General features: G+C 56.1%; 16 protein-coding genes. All 16 read right to left on the bottom strand.

Annotation, left to right across the window (positions count from 1 at the left end):
• Positions 1 to 14 precede the first annotated feature (14 nt).
• The gene (locus ACFFK0_RS19930) at positions 15 to 1,064 is read right to left on the bottom strand and encodes a M42 family metallopeptidase (protein WP_377472083.1); all 1,050 of its coding nucleotides are present in this window, start codon (positions 1,062 to 1,064) and stop codon (positions 15 to 17) included.
• A gap of 53 nt (positions 1,065 to 1,117) precedes the next feature.
• The gene (locus tag ACFFK0_RS19935) at positions 1,118 to 2,740 is read right to left on the bottom strand and encodes a DUF6382 domain-containing protein (protein ID WP_377472085.1); all 1,623 of its coding nucleotides are present in this window, start codon (positions 2,738 to 2,740) and stop codon (positions 1,118 to 1,120) included.
• A 16-nt stretch (positions 2,741 to 2,756) separates the two neighbouring features.
• Positions 2,757 to 3,263: an A24 family peptidase gene (locus tag ACFFK0_RS19940; RefSeq protein WP_377472087.1), complete on the bottom strand. Its 507-nt coding sequence runs from the start codon at positions 3,261 to 3,263 to the stop codon at positions 2,757 to 2,759.
• Between the two features lie 16 nt (positions 3,264 to 3,279).
• The gene (locus ACFFK0_RS19945; protein WP_377472088.1) at positions 3,280 to 3,948 is read right to left on the bottom strand and encodes a TadE/TadG family type IV pilus assembly protein; all 669 of its coding nucleotides are present in this window, start codon (positions 3,946 to 3,948) and stop codon (positions 3,280 to 3,282) included.
• Positions 3,949 to 3,964: 16 nt separating this feature from the next.
• Positions 3,965 to 6,211 carry a hypothetical protein gene (locus ACFFK0_RS19950; protein WP_377472089.1) on the bottom strand — a complete coding sequence of 749 codons (2,247 nt, stop codon included), beginning with the start codon at positions 6,209 to 6,211 and terminating at the stop codon, positions 3,965 to 3,967.
• On the bottom strand, positions 6,198 to 7,208 hold the full coding sequence (locus ACFFK0_RS19955) for a hypothetical protein (RefSeq protein ID WP_377472091.1): 1,011 nt from the start codon (positions 7,206 to 7,208) through the stop codon (positions 6,198 to 6,200). Before ACFFK0_RS19955 ends, ACFFK0_RS19950 begins: the two co-directional genes overlap by 14 nt.
• Positions 7,169 to 7,396: a Flp1 family type IVb pilin gene (locus ACFFK0_RS19960; protein ID WP_377472092.1), complete on the bottom strand. Its 228-nt coding sequence runs from the start codon at positions 7,394 to 7,396 to the stop codon at positions 7,169 to 7,171. Before ACFFK0_RS19960 ends, ACFFK0_RS19955 begins: the two co-directional genes overlap by 40 nt.
• Positions 7,397 to 7,411: 15 nt before the next feature.
• Positions 7,412 to 8,278, bottom strand: coding sequence for a type II secretion system F family protein (locus ACFFK0_RS19965; RefSeq protein ID WP_377472094.1), 867 nt, complete (start codon positions 8,276 to 8,278; stop codon positions 7,412 to 7,414).
• Between the two features lie 21 nt (positions 8,279 to 8,299).
• The gene (locus ACFFK0_RS19970; protein WP_377472095.1) at positions 8,300 to 9,166 is read right to left on the bottom strand and encodes a type II secretion system F family protein; all 867 of its coding nucleotides are present in this window, start codon (positions 9,164 to 9,166) and stop codon (positions 8,300 to 8,302) included.
• On the bottom strand, positions 9,163 to 10,419 hold the full coding sequence (locus tag ACFFK0_RS19975) for a TadA family conjugal transfer-associated ATPase (RefSeq protein WP_377472096.1): 1,257 nt from the start codon (positions 10,417 to 10,419) through the stop codon (positions 9,163 to 9,165). The genes ACFFK0_RS19970 and ACFFK0_RS19975 overlap by 4 nt, the downstream gene beginning before the upstream one ends.
• Positions 10,401 to 11,540: a CpaE/TadZ family protein gene (locus ACFFK0_RS19980; protein ID WP_377472097.1), complete on the bottom strand. Its 1,140-nt coding sequence runs from the start codon at positions 11,538 to 11,540 to the stop codon at positions 10,401 to 10,403. The genes ACFFK0_RS19975 and ACFFK0_RS19980 overlap by 19 nt, the downstream gene beginning before the upstream one ends.
• A gap of 212 nt (positions 11,541 to 11,752) precedes the next feature.
• Positions 11,753 to 13,345, bottom strand: a complete 1,593-nt coding sequence (locus ACFFK0_RS19985) for a serine/threonine protein kinase (protein ID WP_377472098.1) — start codon at positions 13,343 to 13,345, stop codon at positions 11,753 to 11,755.
• 209 nt (positions 13,346 to 13,554) lie between these two features.
• Positions 13,555 to 14,208, bottom strand: coding sequence for a class I SAM-dependent methyltransferase (locus ACFFK0_RS19990; RefSeq protein WP_377472100.1), 654 nt, complete (start codon positions 14,206 to 14,208; stop codon positions 13,555 to 13,557).
• Between the two features lie 9 nt (positions 14,209 to 14,217).
• Positions 14,218 to 15,273, bottom strand: a complete 1,056-nt coding sequence (locus tag ACFFK0_RS19995) for a 23S rRNA (cytidine(2498)-2'-O)-methyltransferase RlmM (RefSeq protein ID WP_377472101.1) — start codon at positions 15,271 to 15,273, stop codon at positions 14,218 to 14,220.
• Positions 15,270 to 16,058: an ABC transporter ATP-binding protein gene (locus tag ACFFK0_RS20000; RefSeq protein ID WP_377472102.1), complete on the bottom strand. Its 789-nt coding sequence runs from the start codon at positions 16,056 to 16,058 to the stop codon at positions 15,270 to 15,272. The genes ACFFK0_RS19995 and ACFFK0_RS20000 overlap by 4 nt, the downstream gene beginning before the upstream one ends.
• 61 nt (positions 16,059 to 16,119) lie before the next feature.
• Positions 16,120 to 16,458 carry a cyclic-phosphate processing receiver domain-containing protein gene (locus ACFFK0_RS20005; RefSeq protein WP_377472103.1) on the bottom strand — a complete coding sequence of 113 codons (339 nt, stop codon included), beginning with the start codon at positions 16,456 to 16,458 and terminating at the stop codon, positions 16,120 to 16,122.
• Position 16,459 lies beyond the last annotated feature (1 nt).

Genomic DNA, 16,459 nt, shown 5'->3' on the forward strand with positions numbered 1-16,459 from the left:
CGCAGCCTCCTTCTTCAGCGCTCTGCCGGATCGAGCAAGTAGGCCGTGAGCAGCGCCGTCGTACCGACGATCGCATCCACATGTGTCCGCTCCATGCTGTGCGAAGCGTGAACGGCCGGGCCGATGAGTGCGGCGCGAATGTCGGCCCCGCCTTTAAGCGCTGCCGAAGCATCGGAGCCGTATTGCGGATATATGTCAACAGCGTAGTCAATCTCTTGGCTCTCCGCCAGGGCGATCAGCTTCGATGTCATCCGATAATCGTAAGGACCTGACGAGTCTTTGGCGCATATCGATACTTGCCGTTCCGTTGCGGTTAAATCATCGCCCATCGCGCCCATATCGACGGCAATCAGTTCATCGATGCCTTCTGGCAATGAAGCCGCTCCGTGACCGACCTCTTCGTAAGTGGAAATAAGGATAACGACATTCACTGCAGGTACGAGCTGTTGGTCGCACAGCAGCTTTAACAGTCCCAATATCGCTGCAACGCTTGCCTTATCGTCCAAATGACGGGATTTAATAAAGCCGTTCTGTTTCACTTGCAGCCGGGGATCGAATGAAATAAAATCGCCGACCCGTATACCGAGGGCTTCCACGTCATTTTTCGAGCCTACCAGTTCATCCAAACGAACTTCCATGTGAGCATCTTCGCGCTTCAGCTCGCGAGCGTCGGGAAACACATGCACGGAAGGCTTCGTCGTTAAAATAGTTCCATCGTATGTTCGTCCGTCCCGGGTATGCACGACGCAATATTCATTTTCGATGCTGCCCATCATATAGCCGCCGACGTAGGTCATTCGCAGCGTGCCCTTTTCTTTGATGGACCGGACCATCGCGCCTAGCGTATCGACATGCGCCGATAAGGCGGTTGTACGGGAGCCGTCCGCTCCGGGAATCGAGATCAGCCCGTTGCCTTTATTCGTGATCGTCATCGTGTATCCGAGACGACGGACTTCTTCCTGCAGCTTGCTCATAATCAATCCGCAATAGCCGCTGGGACTTGGTGTGTTCAGCAGCATTTTCAGCTGCTCGATCATATATTCCGAATCTATGTAAGCTTTCATAGAAATGCCTCCTGCGTTTACGCCCGCCACGACGAAAGTCTCTCTAATGGATACTACACCGTTTTGCGTGCGTTCGCAACGAAGCGGAACCGCAGGTTCACATTAGCCAGTGTCAAACAGTCTCCTTCCTGCAGCGGATACGATTCGTAAGGGACCATCCGCTCTCCGTTCCAAAGCGTTCCGTTCGTCGACCCGACGTCTTTGGCTTCATAGCCTCGCTCCGTGCGGATAATCTCCAGATGCTGACGGGAAATCTCGCTGTCTTCCAGCCGATAGTCCGTATGCTCCTCGCAGCGGCCGAGCATAAAATGATCCTTGTTCAACTGAATCCGTTTGCCCTGCTGAGCTTCATCTATTTCCAGATAGGCATAGCTAAATGCGCTGCCGCCGGCTGATGGAGGACGAAGCATAACGGTCGCATCTGCGCCGGGCCTCAGCAGTGTCGTATGCTTGCCAAGCGACGCATAGTAACGATCCGCCGACATAGTCCCAGTGTTAGCATCGGCAGACGAAGTCGTAGCCGCCTGACGCGGAAACGGTATGACGACGGCAGAAGCCAGCGCTTCGTCGGGTTCAAGCAAGGTGTCGTCCAATATGGTAGAAGGATACAGGTCATTCTCATTCTTGTTATGCCATTCATCTTCCGGATCTCGATCGGCTTGTTCCATAATCGGATTTTGCCGGAACCTGCCGGAAAGCATGCAAAACCATCGGTTATTGCTTGCCGCGAAGCGGACAAACAGGCAGCTGATAATCGTAAGCAGCGTCGCCCCTATGGCAACCTCCATCGAGAGCGGCTGCGGCTCCTCTGTCCACCGGCTCCACAGCCAGCAAGAGATCAATCCCCCGGCAATCCCCGTCAATACGGTCATCCGGATCCTCCATGTATGAAGATCGTTACGAACCGTTTTCTCATGGAACGGCGAGACCGGCAGCACGCCTGGAATCGGAGACGGAGCTTGAGCCTTTGCCGGCGAAGCCGGAACTGCAGGCTCAGGCTCGAAACTATCGGTGGGCATGTGCATATGAATAAAAGAGAGCGGACGCTCAGCCTCAGGACCGACTTTATCCGCACTTCTTGATTCCCGTTTCAAAAGCGGGCTTGTCAACGATTCGATCAAACGCCTCTTCAACTCTTTCACCCGGAATGCGCCGCTTTCGCAATAGGAAGCAAACGGTTCCAGCATTTTCGCATCGTCGCTTGAAAGCTGTGCGGCTAAACACAATATAAGCTGTTTAAGCTCCGTTTCGACGGCCGGCGCCTCGTTTAAACATTGCAGCGGCAAATAGACAAACGCCAGGTCCGTTACGTCGCGATTCACGAACATCAGATTGTCCGTGAGCACAAATCCCCTCTCCCGGAGCATATAGCTCCTGCACTCCTCCAGTGTCGCCGCCACGCATACGAGGAGCTGAAGAGCCTGTGAAAGCTTGATCCCTTCTTTACGGAGCGCTTGCCGGAGCATCGTTCTCGATCCTACCTCATACTCCAGCGTATACATTCCGTCCGTCTGTTCCGCACGAAACGGCAAAATTCGGGATACTTGCCCGGTACTCAGCATTTTCGTCTGGATGCGGGACAACTCCTCCTCTTGAATACCGGCCTCTTTGTCAAAAATCAAGTACATACCCGACCTCTGCTCATACCGGTAGTGCATTCCGTACAAATGGCTCATTTTATTTGCTCCTTCATTACAAACCTAGAAAATATGCCGTTACGCTTCCGGGCGCCACAGCCAGCATGAATGGAAAATGCATCGCTGTTCCTCGCTTCCATCGGCTGATTACTTGAGAATCCTTGAAAGCAACGAGCATCGAAACGCTCACTGCGGCAAATCTAACCGTTGTCAGCAGTTTTCTTTTTACGACCAGGACGATAATGCCGATACAGGCTGCATACAAGATGGAATACGTCAAGGCCGACAGCACGAACGGCACACTGCTGAGCGCCCCGATGGCCCCGAACAGCTTCACGTCACCCGCTCCTACAGCCCCGACCGCATGCAGCAAAAGAACAATTCCGAAGCCCGTCAGCAGGCCAAGCACGGACCCCCAAGCTCCCTGCCACCCGAATAAAAATGATTGCAGCGCCAGTCCGCAGCCCGCTCCCCCAACCGTCAACCAATTCGGTATGCGCATCGTACGAACGTCGGATGCAAAAGCGGCCGCGATAAGCACGGCAAGCACGATTTCGGTCACTAGGTTTCGCCTCCTCTCACAAAGCTCCGATCCAACACCGTTCAACCGCTTTTTTCTTGATCACAACGGCAGTTGAAACGAACGGCAGTGCCAGCTTCATTTCGTATTGCGCTTCAATTCCTAGCCATGCTTGATCTCCGTTTTCGAGGTTTGGCCAGTCGACGGCCGTTACTTTCAGCCTGTCTTTCTTCAGGACCTTCGTGTCCGCAAAGCCGACAAGCACAGGCGTAACCGCCTCTTGGGCGATGCGCGCCGCAATGGCTTGCTTTGCCTCCTCAAGACGATCATTCGCGCCTTCTTCCATTGCCGTCCGATATCGTTTCTCCGCCTGAACGAGCCGGACCAAAGGCTCGGGGAGATAGGCCGCGAAATCTTCAACGAACTGCTCCGCTCCCTGCACCGTCCCCTGCGCCTGCTCCACACGTCCCGTTACGGTATCCCATATGACTCCGGGGCGGCCATTGCCGACGGCAGTTTTGGCTTCCGCATAAAGCAGCTTTATGGGATACATGTTCGCCGCTGCAGTCTTCACAGTCTCGGAAAGCGCGCTGCGAAGAGCAAGATCCGCCGCAGCGATTTGCATCAAAGCGATTACGCCCAGCAGCAGAAAAACGAACAACGGCAGCGTAATCGAAGCTTCAATAACGATGCTGCCTCTATCTTGTCTTATGCTGCTTCTGCTCATTTTCCATCCCTCCGGCTCAATATGTCCAAGTTGCATTGCGCTGAAGCACACAACGGCTCCCCTCTACCCGGCAAGGCGACATCCCCGTCAACCCCAGAAGCCTGACGCTCCCCGGCAAAAACCAAAGCTTCACCGTCGTTTCGGCCCTTCCGTTAACTTGTGTCGAAGCTTTCGTAAGATCGACGCCGGTATTCAATTCGATCAAAGCCTGTATGCGTTGAAGCTTGCGTTCTGTACCGCCATGAACAAAAAGAAGAAGTCTTAAATAGTCTTTATAATTCATACTGACGGCAGCGGCGAATTTGGTAGAAAGCTGTACTTCTTGACCCATGACAAGTCGGCTCATGTCCTGTAGCGCCTCTACCGCGCCTTGCGCCGCTGCAGCGAGCAGCATGAGCAGCGGCGAACCGAGCTGCAGCAGCTCCGTCTTCGGGTCGGTCAACCGCTCCAACGTACGGATTGCTAGGCGAATGGCGAAAATTTCTCCGTACGCAGCGCTAATGTTTGCCGTGCACGTGGGAAAACCATACAAAACGTACTCCGCCTCCTGAGCTCCCAAGACATGGCTTTGCGGCTCCGTTAAGGCAGCTGTCGGCTTCGGCTGACCGTTCGGAAGCTTCTCTAGCCCAAAGGTCCGGTAGTTAAACTTGGTCAGTGCGTATTCGTTGATGTAAGTCGAATCCCGCGCTCCTTCCAGCGCTTCGGCAATCAAGCCTCCCAGATTAAGCGCATCGGCTCCGATTCGTTTGGAATTGTTCAGCTCAACGACGGCTTCTCCGGCTGACGGCGTCTCGCCTGCATGCTCGTATTTCACTACGCTGGCCTGAAGCTTGTCGTACGCCCCGTTATCGGCGCCGGGCACGACAGGACAGCCTCCGATCGCCTGTCTGGCTCGCTGCAGGACATCGTCAATTTCATCCCAAAGCTTCTGTTTTCTTGCTTTCACCTTGTCGTTTCGTTCTTTTCGCTGCTGTTCCATGGGAAGCCGGGCTTGATACACGGCATTGCTCTTTGCTGCATAAGCGTCATTCTTAGACTCGTAAACGGCCGTTTGGCTGTCCGCATAGCTCACAGCCGCTTCAATATCGCTTGCGTAAGCATGAAACAGTGCCACCAAAGATGCTGTATCCGTTTGAAACTCTGTAAAAAATTCGTCAGGCAGCACACGTACAGCGCCGAATGACGTTTCGGCGTTTCCGTTTCCGCTGCCGCTTGCCGACGTACCGGAAGTTTCGCCATTGATCCGGTTCCATTCCGTCCGCAAGCTATCGTTCGCTTGCTTTGCCTCGGAGAGCGATTGATTGAACGCCGTTTGCAGCGGATGGATTTGAGCGGCTGCGGCCGCCGCTTCCGTACGGATCGTGACGATCAGCGCAGCGTATTGAAGCAGCAGCTGCAGCAGCTGCTCGAGTTCCCCCTTCTGAGTCAAAATGTCTTGCAGCTGCCGGGCAAGCGCTGCACGCGCCTCGAACAGCGAACGAAGCGCTTCACCCGCTTGTCCGGCCGCCGCAGCAGCGGCAATGGAGCTATCCAGTCCGCTCATCGATTGCCGCAGCGATTCGGCTTGCGCTTGCAGCTGTGTAATGGAGCTTCTTACTTGATCAACCGTATTGAGACCGACGCGGTTCGCAAGATTGTTCAGCTCGCGGAGTCGTCTGCCATTCGTTGCGTGTTCCGCAAGAAGAACATGATGAAGCCGTTCGAACACGTCCCAGGCTTCATCCAGTGCGTCTTCTCGGCGAACGATCAACGCTTCCAGCCGAGTTGCGTCTTCGCTGAACGTTTTGCCTTGCGTCAAGCTGGAGGCCATCCCGGTGTTCTTGAGCTTATCCGCAATTTCCAGCGTAAACTCAATCGGCGCCCGATATTTCATCTCCTCCAGCACCTGCTGCTTGAATACGTCGGGATAAGCCAAGGTAGCCATTGGCTGAAGCTTCACGCTACCGGGACGGATCATCGTATCGATATAGCCTCCGGGGCGTTCCGCAGCGGATACACTGCCGGAAGCAGCCGTTGCAAACAGCTGCTGGGCATCTTCCTCCGGAACCGTTAAACCGTAGAGCCCGTACGGCTGCAGCTTGGAATCGAATGCCGACATCGCCGAACGGACCCCCGCCTTAACCGCCAGCTCGGTCTCCCGATCGGCGGCTCCGATGCGGACAAAATCGATCAGTACGGTAACGAACAGGAAAATAGGCACAATGACGATAATGAGATAAACGGAGACCGAGCCCCGCTCTCCGCTGCGGTTAAGTATGGACAACGACGACGATCCCCTTTCGTTCCAGCTGGTTGCGAAGATTGGCGCTAGGCCCGCTTTTTCCCGGGGGCGCAAAGAAGTGCCATATGACCCCTTTCACTTGGCCAGTCTGCAAAAGCAACAGATCTTTGGGCGCTTGATCTTGCAAAAGCTGCGTCTCCGTATACGTATAAAAAGCCTGATGAGCAATACCGCCGGCATCTAAAGCATCGACGACACGGCTCTTCCCTTGCTCCATCGGATAAGTGCGCTGAGTGCCGCCGGTAACCTTCCGCAAATAGGCGGATGCTTGACGCTCGGAGCGGATCGATACCGCCCCGCCGTCTTCGCGCTGCGGCTCCTGCAGAACAGCCTTTGCTTGCCGGGGAGTAATGCGACCGCGAATGACGCTCGTATACGTGCGGGTCAAATCGACTAACCGGATCAACTCGGCGGGTTCGACGATGACGGCTTCCTTGTGTGCCTGATCAGCGGCAGGCAGCGTCCCAAACCGGTCAATCGCCCGCAAGCGGAATGCACGCTCGAAATGCGCCTCCACTTTACGAAACAGTACACGGTCGGCTAAACCGATATAACCTGTAATATCTGCCGGCAAGCGTTCAGCTGCCGCATAGAGCTTCGCCGTAACACCGCTGCCGCTTCCGTCACCGGTACCGGCCGCCGGAAGGTCAATCCGTCGGTCTCCCGATCCAGTCAGCGAACCGAACCAAGACATCATCCCTTCTCCAACCCGCCAATACAGCCCTCTACCGCTTTTACCTCCCGCATCCGCCCAGGTAAACGCCGCTCTCTCCGACCTTTCCGCCGCAGCTTGATTCAGCTGTACGAGACCGAACACATACAGCGCAAAGACAACAAGCGTCATAGTTGCAAAAATAAGCAGCGGAGCGGCTAACGATGCTTCCAGCGTAAAGCTTCCCTGCTCGCCCTTCGTAAATCGCCGTAACCGGCGAGCCCGTATCAAGGCGCCGTACAATCGGTGGTCGGGCCTGGTACGCATGGGCTCACCGTGCTATCCTTCAAATTGCCGTTCGCTTTCCCGAGAATGTCCTGGAACCAGCCCACAATCCACTTCCGGAATACGATCGCAATCGCAACGAGAACCGCCACAATCAGGAGCACTTCCAAAGTTCCAAGCCCGTCCTCATCGTTCCACAAGCGCTGTAACCTATTTTGAATTTCTGCCATTTTCTACTTGCCTCCTTAAGAATTCGCGTTCATCAGCATAACTGCAGGCGATGCGATCACGATTAAGATCACAACAAATACAATCACCATCGGAAATACGAGCTTGGAGGACGCCTCTTCTCCAAGCGTCCGCGAAAGCGATTTGCGCTTGTCCCACAGCTCTTTGGACAGCGTACGCAGCGCTACGGAAAGATCGTCTCCGCCTCGCTTATAGTGAAGCATGAGTGTGGAGACGAACACGGTCACCTCCTGAACGCCGCACCTCTTCTGAAAATCGTCCAAAGCCTTGGCAAGCGATACGTTCATTCGCAGCTCATGTATAGCTTGCGACAGCTCCTTCAAAAGCGCCCGATCGGCCCTGCCGTGACGTTCTACGACTAGCGCCAACGCTTGCTGCACTGTCTCTCCCGCATTGGTCAACAGCAAAATTTGCGTCACTAACTCCGGCAGCTCCAGCAGCATCGCTCGTTTCCTTCTCCGCAGCCGCTCGTCAAGCAGTCGCAAATGAATAAACGGAGTAACTGCAGCGGAAATCGCTCCAAACAACAGTACCTCGTGCGACGAATCCGATATAAAGCCCAAAAGCGTAAAGCCGACGAGTGAACCGTATGCCGTAAGCGCCATTCTCGCCATGGACAGCTTCGTCTCCGCAAGCGCATGCCGGGTTCCGATCAGAGCCGTATGCAGGTGATGCAGCCGGATCGACCATCCGGTTGCTCGCCGCCATACATCCAGCTTGTCCAGAGCATATAGGAATGCGGGTGTGAGACTGTTCCAACGCTGGGGACACGGCGATTCCCGGATAACCGCGGCATAAGCACGATGCGTTAGAAGATGAGCAGTAATAAACACCGCGATCTCTAACGTCAAAATCAACAGCATCGTACCTAGAACCTCCTTTCGTTACACGCCAATACGCATGATGCGTCTTGTCAGCGCAAAGCAGCCGATGAGCGCGAGCAGCGCAGCCGACATCGTGATTCTTCCGCCTCCTTCATACAACGGAGCCATATATTCGGCTGCAGTCACCCGCAGCACGGTGACGATGACGAGCGGCGCTGCCAGCAGCACTTTCGACTCGAATTTCTTCTGTGCGAGCAGGACGGCGATATCCTGTTCAATCTCCAGCTTCTCGCCGATAATTGTCGAGGTCCGTCTGACGATTTCGACCAAATTGCCGCCCGTCCGCTTACAAATCGAGAATACGTCGGCAAATTGCCTCGCATCCTCCAACCCGCTGCGGCGGCTGAAATCAGCTATTGCAGCTTCAATTGTTCCGCCTAGCTTCAGCTTCCGCAGCATGACCTCCAATTCTTCAATCATCAAGCTGGTCCCTTGCGGGTACAACAGCCGCATATCCTGCAATGCGTCGGCAAACGCTTGTTCCACAGATTTTCCTGCCCCTAGCGAAGAGGAGACCGAGTACAAAGCTTGCTTGAATTGGACCCGAAGCGTATGCACCCTGCGGTCACGAAGCAGAGCGGCTCGATAGCGCACCAGCCCGAACCCGCATGGCAAACCGAGCAGTACAATGACCCAGCTTCCGAAAAATACATAACTAATAGCGCCGCACATCAAGCCCCCAACCAGCACGGTTATCATCCGTTCCTTGGCAGTCAGCGTATATTCCCGATAATCGGGAAGAGAAGGTTGCGGTGAAGAGGCAGCGTTCCCCCTTTCTTCCGCCGCAATACTGCGCGATCGCTCCTTCCAACGAAGCAGCACCCAAAGCATGATCCCTATGACCAAAGCGGCGATGACCGTCATCATTCGTGTAATCCTTCCTCCGCGCCCAGCAATGCATCAGGAATGTTCAGCCCCGCTGCAACCAGCTTTTCCGTTGACCGGAGCCGCTGGCCTGTCGGAGTCAGATGTCCTTCAACCCGTCCGCCGCCGTCGCCGTGTTCCCTGAAAACAAACAACGGATTTAGCTCGATCTCGCCGTGCCGCAAACCGATTACCTCATGGATTTCGGTAATTTTCCGCGAACCGTCCCGCAATCGGGAGACATGGACGAGAATGTCCAGAGCCGAGGCGATTTGTCTTCGGATCACTTCCGTCGGCAGCGGCGCTGCGCTCAGCACCATCGTCTCCAGCCGGCTCAGCATGTCGCGGGACGTATTAGCGTGGCCGGTGGACAAGCTCCCCTCATGTCCTGTATTCATCGCCTGCAGCATCTCAAGCGCTTCTCCGCCCCGCACTTCTCCGACAATAATTCGGTTGGGCCGCATGCGGAGCGAAGCGCGGATCAAATCGCGGATCGTAATCTCGCCTTTGCCTTCCGCGTTGGCGTTCCGCGTCTCCAATGCTACCCAGTTCGGAATAGACGGTAACTGCAGCTCCGCGGAATCCTCAATCGTGACGATTCGCTCCTCGGCCGGAATGAATCCCGACAACGCGCCAAGCATCGTCGTCTTGCCGGAGCCGGTACCGCCGCTGACAAAGATGTTGTACTTCGCTTTCACAAGAGCTTTCAGCGCATCCGCAGCTTCGGCTCCAAGCGACCCCTTCATGATCAGGTCGGACATCGTAAACGGCTTATCCGGAAATTTACGAATGGTCAATGTCGGCCCCTTCAGCGCAACAGGCGGCAGCGCTACATGCACACGGGAACCGTCCGGCAGCCGGGCGTCGACAAGCGGTGATGCATCATTGACGACACGGTTGATTTGGGCGACGATCGCCTGAATGACATCCTCCAGCTTTTCCCGGCTCTCAAACCGAGCGTCCGCCCGCCTCGTCAATCCTTCCCGTTCGATAAATATCGTTTCATGATCGTTGACCATGATTTCCGTGACTGAAGGATCGTCAAGCAGCGGCTGGAGCGCGTCTAGACCGCGAAAGGAATGAAACAGCGTATAAACGGCTTCTTTACGCTGACGCATCGTCCAACCGCCGTCGCGTGCTTCCTGCATGACCGAAGCTTCGATTAAATCCCGCAGCTGGTCATCCGACAACGTGCCGGTATAATCGAGTCTTTCGTGAATGCGCTGCCTCAGCTCGCTCAAGACGGATCGTTCCACGTCGCCGCGCTCCTTTCCGGAACTTGAGCGATCCCTTGAAATGCCTCCCATAGCGTCTGGGTATAGAACGCCGCCTTCAGCAGCTCCTCCGGATGCTTGACCATTTTCCATTGGGGGACATATGGCAGCACGCCGGAAGGATCGATGCCGATCCGGTCGTATCCTGTAGGTGTAAGACCGACATATTTGCCGGCGATGAACGACAAGCGCCCGGCGAATTTGTCGATCACGCCGTCCGCCCGCCACAGCTCGAGCATCGCTTCCGTCTTATGTAAAGCGCCCGCATCGTCCGTGACGATCCACATGATGCGGTCGCTGCCCTGAAGCGCCCCGCGGTTTCGGCCGCTCCAGCCGGCCTCCAAATCCACAATAATCCAGGCGAATCGATTCGACTTCTTCAATGCATTCAACAACAGCTCGGCGTCCTCGGCGCTCATGTCCGCAGCATCATCCGGATGGGCGAAGGCATCGGTATAATACAAATGCCGGTATAAGCCTGGACGAATCAGCTCGCCGATCCGTTCGATCGCAGTGTGCGGCTTTGCTTTGGCGTAATACAACCACTCCGCCATACGCGGCGAAATCTCCCGCTTCATCCACAGAGCAGACGGCAGAGACTCGAGACTGACCAGGCATACGTCCTCGCCTTGCTGGGCAAGCCGCATCGCAAGGTTATAAGCAGCTGTCGACTTGCCGCTCCCTCCGCCGGCAGAAAACCAAGTAATGACCCGGCTTCTCCCGTCGCTCGCCTTCCCTGCGAAAGCATGACGGGAATTATTGCCGGAGGCTGTTAGCGCCCTGCGGACAGTTTGCATCAGCTGGTCTAGCGGCAAGTATCGAAACGCATAATGAACGCCGGTAGGCAAACGCCCAGTGTCGGTGAGCGATTCCAGCAGCAGAACTACCGGTCCTTCCCCCTTGTCGCCATGCGGCCACAAACGTTCGGCAGCAAGCAGCACTCCGCAATCATGAGCTTGCCGCAATGCCGCCAGTGCCGCATCAGGCTTTGAAAATACTTTAATCTCAATCATCCCGCCGTCATCCCGCGCTCGTACGTAGTCGCGGACTCCCTGCACATAATCGGCGTCATCATCTAGCAAAATCAACTCCAGCTTATTCATACAGCCCCCCGTTCCGCCGTAAACCGGCAAATCCTGCAATCGAACACCATATACCGGCTGCTGCCAGTATGATCACCATGCGCAGCATCAATCTCTTCGACATGCATCCTCCTTACCGAACGACAAAAAAGCACGCACTGACTCGGAGTAAATACTCTCCGGTCAGCGGTGCTTCCGCATTCGAATTGGTATGTAAGGGTAATTATACCAGATTATCCGGTTTTGACAAGTGATTTTTTTTCGATCCAGCCTGTAAATGCCGAAGCGATCAGCTTCCGATCTTTTCGTTCCAATGGAATCGCGCTTCCGCCCCATTGCGCCTCAAGCATGCATCGCGTATCGAAGGATGGAAGCGACACCGACGCCTTACCCGGCAGCATATCCAGCCACTCGCTGCGGCGGGCCGACCTCGCATCGCGGTTTGCAAGCCATGTTATTGCGGCGCCAGATTTTCCCTGCTCGTCTAACTGCTGCAGCACGGCGCGCACCTCGGAACGCTGCAGCTTTCCCGGTGACGGATCGACAACGACGATTCGCTCATCCGCCCTCGCCAGCAGCGGTGCCAAAGATCGTTGCCGCCAATGATGGCCGATATCAACAATAACAACGGAGTTTTGAAAGAGGCTCATCCATTCTCCGGTCAGCTCTTCATTCCAGGACTCGCAGGATAGCGTTGGATGAGACGGCAAATAGGTTGTATAGCCGCTCCTCCACTCTGCAGCTTGCCGCCGGTCGCCGGCGAGCAGAAGCTCGCTGAGAAAGCGGTATCCGCGGGGCGCTTTCCGTTCCCCGTCCAGCAAGGCGTAATGGTCCGAACCGAAAGGCGGAAATTCGGCGACAGCGTGCCGGACATGAGCATCTTCAAGCGCATGGGATAATGCAAACGACGCAAAGGTTGCGCCCGCCCCGGCGTACAAGCCGCCGACGACGATAACCTTCGTTAGAGGACGACGTTCCGGCCGATCTGCGCCCCCGTACAATGCGACGGTTTCCAGCGGCTTCCTTCGGCCTGCCTGCCGAAGCATGTCCATGACCTGCGCCGCATGCTGCGGCCGATCCGCGGGCTCCGCGGCCAACAGCCGATCGACGGTACCGAGCAAGGACGGATTCAAGTCCGAACGAAGCACGGCGAGCGGCTTCCCGGTCATCGCCGCATACTGCCCTCCGCTAAGCAAATAATATAGGACAGCTCCCAACGAATACAAATCCGAGCGAGGGTCGGTCTGTTCGCCGCGCAGCTGCTCCGGAGATGCGAATCCGACCGTTCCGAGAGGAACTGTATCCGCTGTTCGATCCGGCTTAAAGCGTCTGGCGATACCGAAATCAATCAGCTTGATGCGGCCGTGCTCGTCGATCATAATGTTGCCCGGCTTGATATCGCGGAACACGATCGGCTCCGGTTGATTGTGCAAATAAGTAAGCACACTGCACAGCTGCATGCCGATGGAGACGACGCTTTCCTCGCGCAGCGCCCGGCGGCTCTGCTGCATGACCGATTCAAGGGTCATTCCAGGCACGAACTCCATCACGACGATGTAACTGCCGCCGGGAACGCTAGGAGCTTCGTAATCGACAATTTGCGGCAGCAAAGGATGCTGCAGACCGGCAAGCAATTGCGCCTCCCGAAGGAAGTCAGCCGAATCGCCGAGCATCGGCGTCGTCTCCTTGATCGCCCATCTTTTGCCGGGCAGCCGCAAATCTTCAGCCTCAAAGACGCGGCCCATCCCACCTTCGCCAATGAGACGCACAATCCGATACCGGCCATTCACCAAATCGCCTGTTTGACGAGTCGAAATGTGACGCACAGCATCCCCTCCCGATAGGTAAATATTCCCTTTCAGTATAAGTGAATGCTGTCGAATTTTCCACAAACTTCTAAAGGCAGCGATGCATTCGACGGCAGCAAGCTCCGTCACCATTCTCCAATATTGGACAGCGGCAGCACCATTTCGGAGGGCACAGCATCATGCCGGTGCAGGCTTATTCGCTGCAAAGTGAACCGTTCTAGTTCCCGTTATGGGTGAAGAGAGGCACGTAAGGGAGGCATTGCGGCAAGCTCCCAGCACCTTTTAGGTTTGCCGTATCGCCCCATCTCCGTTTCCTGCAGCGACATCACATTCCACTCGGCGAACAAGCGGGATATATCGGCTTCGTCAAAAAAGCGCTTGCGCCTTCCTTTATGCTCATAATAATGCGGCTCCACTTCCGTGCCGGCCCCAGCCCCATAATGAACGTCGCGCACTGAATTGAGCCGGGCTAGCAAAGCGCCGCCGGGACCGATCACTCTGGCGATGTCGCGCACAATTTGAACCGTTACATCCCAGCGAAAATAATGCAGCGACAAATCCGCCACTATGAGCTTTGCCGCACCATCCTCAAACGGCAGCCCCTGCGTCATGTCAAACCGCCGCGTTTCGCAGCCGGGAAGCAGCCGGGCAATTCTGTCCAACGCCTCTTGCGAAAAGTCGCATGCAATCACGCTTCGGCCGTGTTCGGTCAAGTACTGCGTGTCGCCGCCGATGCCGCAGCCTAAATCAATGATCGGCACGTCGCCCGCAGCTTCAATCAGCGGAATATATTTATCGAGCCAACCGTCGTAGGACGGTGCCGATACCTCCAAGTCCGTGTACACGTCGTTCCAATACTGCTCATCCTTCCGGCCGCTCATTCCAGCACCTCATACACGCCTGAACAGCAGCGTCAGCTCGTCGCGGTTGTGAAACAGCTGCTTGGCACGGAGCAGCTCCAGCCCCCCGGTGAACATCGCCGTCAGCTCCTTCACAGTCTGAAACGCCTTTCCGTGCATCAGCTTTACGGTTATGATTGCGGTCCCGCCGGCGCGAAGCGCATAGAGGAGATCGCCGACGAGCTTGCCCATCATTTTCGGACTCCAGCTCATGTCGCATACGAGCAAATCAAACGAATTCGGCTGCAGCGTAATGTCGCCCGCATTTTTGCGCAGGTGGGTCAGCCGCTTGTCGGCTAATAGCGACGGATGCATCGCCGCCGGATCGACCGCCGTGACCCGCAATCCGCGCTCCAAGAGCAGCGAGCTCCAGCCGCCCGGCGCCGCGCCGATATCGAGCGCGTTCCGGTACTGCGTCAAATCGAGTCCGAACCGCTGCTCGGCTTCCAGCAGCTTAAATTTCGCCCGTGAAATTTGCTCCTCTTCGCGCTGAAAACGGACGGCGCCGCCCGACCAGTCCGATAAATTATCATCCGGACGTGACACCCCTGCATACAACACCGAAGCGGTGGCATACACCGAGACGATCCGGTCCGCTCCGCGTACGACGGTTTCGCAGCCGAATGCCTGCTCCAGCGCCTCTTGAACGACGGCTCTCGCATCCGCGGCGCTGTAAGGCAGCCCTGCTCCTTCCTGCTTCCGCACCTGCACGGCAACGCGAATGCCCCGTTCTATTCCCGCAGCCGTTTTGGCCCAGTCAGCTAGCGACTCCAAATCGCTCCCGTCCCCATGCCCGGCAAGATCGGCGTCAACCGGCTGGATATGCCGCAGAAAGATCGGCTCCCGCTCGCGCAGCAGCCGGGCGGCCTCCGAGGCGGGCACCGGCAGCTCCATCAGGAATATCTCCGCAGGGGCGAGATAACGCATCGCCGCGCCAGGGAACAACCGCCGCACTTCCTCCTGCGCCTGCTGAGCGTAGCCGTGATTAGACGTTCCGATGAACCGGGACAGCGCGGCTCCTGCGGAACGTTGTATCGATTCATTCACGCGTGCTCTTCAACTCCATTTTGGATTACTTTCGCCCATGGCCGGCCTTGGAACCACTCGAGCTCCAGCGGCACGTCGAAAACGCGGAGCAGCAGCTCCGGCTTCAACACCTCATGCTTTGGTCCTGCGGCGATGATTCGGCCCTGCTCAATTAGTGCAACATGCGTAAACAGCGGCATGATCTCTTCAATGTGATGGGTAACATACAGCACGGTAATACCGTGGCCGCACAGCTCCTGCACGCTTTTCAGCATGCGTTCCCGCTCATACAGATCCAATCCGGAGCAAGGCTCGTCCATAATTAGCACTTTAGGGTCAGCCATCAACGAACGGGCCAGCATCACCTTTTTGCGCTCCCCTTGCGATAGCGTTCCGAGCGGCTGATCCTTCAAATGCGACAGCCCGACCCGCTCGAGCAGTTCCAGGGCTTTCAGGCGCGCTTCCTCCGGAATCTCCTGATAAAACCGCAAATATGCGTATGCCCCCGTCGCCATGACTTCCCAAACGGGGTCCGCCCGGTTTAGCTTCTCGAACAGCGATTGGCTGATATAGCCGATGCTTCTGCGCAGCTCCCGCAAATCGACCGTGCCGTACCGGTGGCCAAGCACCTCTACCGTACCCGAGCTCGGAAAATGATACCCGTTCACCATTTCCAAAATTGTCGTCTTGCCCGAGCCGTTCCGTCCGAGGACCACCCAATTTTCGCCTTCGCGGATATGTAAATTCACGTCATGCAATATATGACGTTGTTCCCGTATAAAATTGATGTTCGACAGCTTGATCAATATGTCCCTCTCCCTTACCCCGTAATACTCTGTCTTACTGAACCTTACTCGGACTTACGCTCTACGTCGCCCGCCTCCTTGCCTCCGCAAGCACCTCGTCAGGCATCGGTCCGTAATTGAGCTCGACGTCCGCCGGCAAAACCGGCAGCAGCAGCGCGATCATGCGGTCACGCCCGGCGGAACTGGAGGTGTGAAAATACAACCTGCGGGGATACCGTGCTTCGGCGATCATCCACTGCACGATGTCCGATGCGTTCGGAGCATGCCAGCCGAGATCGTAATCCAGCGATAAAATATCGACCTCGCACTCCTTCAGCAGCAGGATGCACTCCTCCGCCGAACGCGCCAGCGTAAACCCTGCCGGGCAAGGCCGTAAATCGTCCAAATAGACATGGATCATC

It is taken from the genome of Paenibacillus chartarius, assembly GCF_042432825.1.
Taxonomy (GTDB): Bacteria; Bacillota; Bacilli; order Paenibacillales; family NBRC-103111; genus Gordoniibacillus; species Gordoniibacillus chartarius.

Bases quoted from the DNA above. Each gene is read 5' to 3' on its own strand.
- ACFFK0_RS19980 (WP_377472097.1), bottom strand. From the start codon at position 11,540: ATGAATAAGCTGGAGTTGATTTTGCTAGATGATGACGCCGATTATGTG.
- ACFFK0_RS19970 (WP_377472095.1), bottom strand. From the start codon at position 9,166: ATGATGACGGTCATCGCCGCTTTGGTCATAGGGATCATGCTTTGGGTG.
- ACFFK0_RS19965 (WP_377472094.1), bottom strand. From the start codon at position 8,278: ATGCTGTTGATTTTGACGTTAGAGATCGCGGTGTTTATTACTGCTCAT.
- ACFFK0_RS19930 (WP_377472083.1), bottom strand. From the start codon at position 1,064: ATGAAAGCTTACATAGATTCGGAATATATGATCGAGCAGCTGAAAATG.
- ACFFK0_RS19935 (WP_377472085.1), bottom strand. From the start codon at position 2,740: ATGAGCCATTTGTACGGAATGCACTACCGGTATGAGCAGAGGTCGGGT.
- ACFFK0_RS19945 (WP_377472088.1), bottom strand. From the start codon at position 3,948: ATGAGCAGAAGCAGCATAAGACAAGATAGAGGCAGCATCGTTATTGAA.
- ACFFK0_RS19960 (WP_377472092.1), bottom strand. From the start codon at position 7,396: ATGGCAGAAATTCAAAATAGGTTACAGCGCTTGTGGAACGATGAGGAC.
- ACFFK0_RS19955 (WP_377472091.1), bottom strand. From the start codon at position 7,208: ATGCGTACCAGGCCCGACCACCGATTGTACGGCGCCTTGATACGGGCT.
- ACFFK0_RS19990 (WP_377472100.1), bottom strand. From the start codon at position 14,208: ATGAGCGGCCGGAAGGATGAGCAGTATTGGAACGACGTGTACACGGAC.
- ACFFK0_RS20005 (WP_377472103.1), bottom strand. From the start codon at position 16,458: ATGATCCATGTCTATTTGGACGATTTACGGCCTTGCCCGGCAGGGTTT.